The following is a 3617-nucleotide window of genomic DNA, read 5'->3' on the forward strand; positions in this document are numbered from 1 at the left end:
TTCGAAGGCGACGTATTTCGCGTTACTGGTCGGTTCTGCCAGTTCCAGCAATTTGTGCAGCGGAAAACCAATCCACGGCACCACCATCGACCACGCTTCTACGCAACGCATACGATAAATCCGCTCTTCCAGCGGGAAACGACTGGTCAGTGCATCATGATCGAGGGTTAACGGTTTAGCGACTTCGCCGCTGATTTTCAACGTCCACGGTTCGGTTTTCAGACTGCCGGCATTTGCCGCCGGATCGGCTTTATCCAGTCCGAACTCATAGAAGTTGTTATAGCCGGAAACTTTATCTTCCGGCGTCAGTGGCAGGTTATTTTGCCAGGCAGCAGGCCTGCTGAATTCCAATGGCTTCCCGGCGGGCGCGGGCGGGCGATTGTTACCCTTAAACCAGCTGAGCACATCCGCATGGGCGGCGTTTGGTAAAGAGAGGGCTGCAGCGCTGATACCTAATGCTTTCAGTACTTGCCGACGTTGCATAAAAAAAGCCGACTCGGCGGTAATATCAGATTCTTTTAATCTCATAATTCATCACGATTTTTTGTTATTTATCAGCAAGAGCTAACCTGTCAGGAAACGTCTTTCCTGACAGAAGCAGAGATATGCATCTATATATTTATGAGTTAACTTCCACGATAGGTTGAATATCCATATTGACTGAGCAATAAAGGCACATGATAATGTTCATTCAGTTTATTAATATGAAATTCAACGGGGATCTCAGGAAAGAAACTTTCAAGATTTTGTTGCTTGAAATAGTCCCCGGTTTTAAATATGACACGATAATCGCCTGTGGTCGCAGTTTGTTCGGGCCACAGCGCCTTAATTCTTCCATCTTTATCTGTTTTAGCGGTATTAAGTTGTAACCAGTCATTATCCGCTTTCTTTTCAAGAGTGACTGTCACATCGGCAGCAGGTTTTCCTGTTTGCTGGTTCAAAATATGCACGCTAAGAATGTTTTGTTGTGTGGCATAAACCAAAGACGGTAATGAGAATGCAGCCGTTGCCACCGAGAGTAGTAAATAACGCTTTAACATGTTTATATCCTTGTCATGTGAATGAGCTTTGAGGATAGCGAAAAAACGTCGGGGTAACCTTACAGCAGAATTACAATTTTGTAATGAACCAGGCTGTTTCTATAATATATGATTTATGGCATATTATTTTCATGAAGATTCTACTTATTGAAGATAATCAAAGAACCCAGGAATGGGTAACGCAGGGGCTTTCAGAAGCGGGTTATGTCATTGATGCCGTTTCTGATGGCAGAGATGGGCTTTATTTTGCGCTAAAGGATGATTATGCATTGATCATTCTGGATATTATGCTTCCTGGTATGGATGGCTGGAAGATCTTACAAACGTTACGAACGGCAAAGCAAACCCCCGTTATTTGCCTTACAGCAAGGGATTCTGTCGATGACAGAGTCAGAGGGCTGGACAGTGGAGCAAATGATTATCTGGTAAAACCCTTTTCATTTTCTGAGTTACTGGCAAGGGTTCGGGCACAATTAAGGCAACATCACGCCCTGAATTCAACATTAGAAATCAGCGGGTTAAGAATGGACTCTGTCAACCAAAGTGTGAGCAGAAACAATATCAGTATTACTCTGACGCGCAAGGAGTTTCAGTTACTTTGGCTACTGGCCTCCAGAGCTGGCGAAATTATACCCAGAACGGTTATTGCGAGTGAAATTTGGGGGATCAATTTCGATAGTGATACCAATACGGTGGATGTTGCCATTCGCAGGCTCCGCGCAAAAGTTGATGATCCTTTTCCTGAAAAACTAATCACCACAATCCGGGGGATGGGGTATTCATTCGTAGTGGTAAAAAAATAATGAAAAGATTATCTATAACCATCCGTTTAACCTTGCTTTTTATATTACTGCTGTCTGTAGCTGGCGCTGGAATTGTATGGACTCTCTATAATGGCCTGGCAAGTGAGTTGAAATGGCGCGATGATACAACGCTCATTAACCGGACAGCGCAGATCAAGCAGTTGCTAATTGATGGAGTAAATCCAGACACTTTACCAGTGTACTTTAACCGGATGATGGATGTTAGCCAGGATATCTTGATTATTCATGGTGATGGCATCAATAAAATTGTTAACCGAACAAATGTCAGTGATGACATGTTAAATAACATACCTGCGACTGAGACAATCAACGCAGCTGGAATTTACAGAAGTATTATTAATGATACAGAAATAGATGCTTTGCGAATTAATATTAATGAAATTTCGCCAGTATTAACGATTACTGTAGCTAAATTGGCTTCAGCAAGACATAACATGCTTGAACAGTATAAAATCAATAGCATTATAATTTGCATTGTCGCCATTATATTGTGCTCGGTACTTAGCCCGCTGTTAATCAGAACGGGATTACGAGAGATCAAAAAGTTAAGTGGTGTAACTGAAGCATTGAATTATAACGATACCCGTGAACCTGTTGAGGTTAGCGCACTACCGAGTGAACTAAAACCTCTTGGGCGGGCACTGAATAAAATGCACCATGCTTTAGTAAAAGATTTTGAACGCCTTAGTCAATTTGCTGACGATCTCGCTCATGAACTTAGAACGCCAATTAATGCATTACTTGGTCAGAATCAGGTCACGCTCAGTCAAACAAGAAGTATCGCTGAATATCAAAAAACAATCGCTGGAAACATTGAAGAGCTGGAAAATATTTCGCGGTTAACAGAGAATATACTTTTTCTTGCCAGAGCAGATAAAAACAATGTTTTGGTGAAACTGGATTTGCTTTCTCTCAATAAGGAAGCAGGAAATTTGTTAGACTATCTTGAATATCTCTCAGACGAGAAAGAGATTCGTTTTAAGGTCGAGTGCAATCAGCAAATCTTTGCGGATAAAATTTTACTACAACGAATGTTATCGAATCTTATTGTTAACGCTATTCGATATTCACCGGAAAAATCGCTCATTCATATAACCAGTTTTCTTGATTTCAACGGATATCTTAATATTGATGTCGCCAGTCCAGGAAAGAAAATTAATGAGCCGGAAAAAATCTTCCGCAGGTTTTGGCGGGGAGATAACTCGCGTCATTCCGCAGGTCAGGGACTTGGTCTTTCTTTAGTCAAAGCGATTGCCGAATTGCATGGGGGAAGCGCCACATATCACTATATAAATGAAAATAATGTATTTCGAATCGCCTTACCACAAAAATATTAATTTATGACAACAATTTATCTTTTGGGGTTGGCATATATTCTAAATGTGAAGGCGAAAACTGTCGCTGCAGGGGAAATCTGGCAGGATGACAGTTGGTTGCCTGCAGCATAAGCACCGTTTATCACTGCCTGGCAGACACTTCAGGCGGCGGCAGTTACGTACGACCGTTATTGCTGGCTCACGACTTCAACATTGTTGAGTACTTTTGTAAGGTTGCCGCGTGCGGTACGGAAGTTAATGGATTGCATAAACATCTCGTGTACTCGTTATGTGTACACAAAATGGTTTTACCCGCAATAATGTGTGATAAGCAAACAAAAGGATCCGAGCACTGCGATTTATTGTCGTGGAAGGATCTGGGCGTTCAGGTCAGAATACCTGTATCCAGGTAGTGACTCCAACTTACTGATAGTGTT

At 42.0% G+C, this 3617-nt stretch carries 4 protein-coding genes; 2 read left to right on the plus strand and 2 right to left on the minus strand.

The window, feature by feature from the left end; translation table 11 throughout:
• Nucleotides 1-528 (minus strand): molybdopterin-dependent oxidoreductase (locus EQY_RS0115870; protein ID WP_001237272.1); only part of this gene is annotated, 528 nt, incomplete at its 3' end.
• A 98-nt stretch (nt 529-626) separates the two neighbouring features.
• A complete protein-coding gene (hiuH, locus tag EQY_RS0115875; protein ID WP_000920117.1) occupies nt 627-1040 on the minus strand; it encodes a hydroxyisourate hydrolase in 414 nt (137 codons plus the stop codon).
• 131 nt (nt 1041-1171) lie between these two features.
• Between hiuH and hprR the strand changes: the two genes are divergently transcribed.
• A complete protein-coding gene (gene hprR, locus EQY_RS0115880; RefSeq protein ID WP_024188661.1) occupies nt 1172-1843 on the plus strand; it encodes a response regulator transcription factor HprR in 672 nt (223 codons plus the stop codon).
• Nucleotides 1843-3201 carry a heavy metal sensor histidine kinase gene (locus tag EQY_RS0115885; protein WP_000826706.1) on the plus strand — a complete coding sequence of 453 codons (1359 nt, stop codon included), beginning with the start codon at nt 1843-1845 and terminating at the stop codon, nt 3199-3201. The genes hprR and EQY_RS0115885 overlap by 1 nt, the downstream gene beginning before the upstream one ends.
• Nucleotides 3202-3617: the final 416 nt, after the last annotated feature.

The sequence above is a fragment of the Escherichia sp. TW14182 genome (genome assembly GCF_000208525.1).
Taxonomy (GTDB): Bacteria; Pseudomonadota; Gammaproteobacteria; order Enterobacterales; family Enterobacteriaceae; genus Escherichia; species Escherichia ruysiae.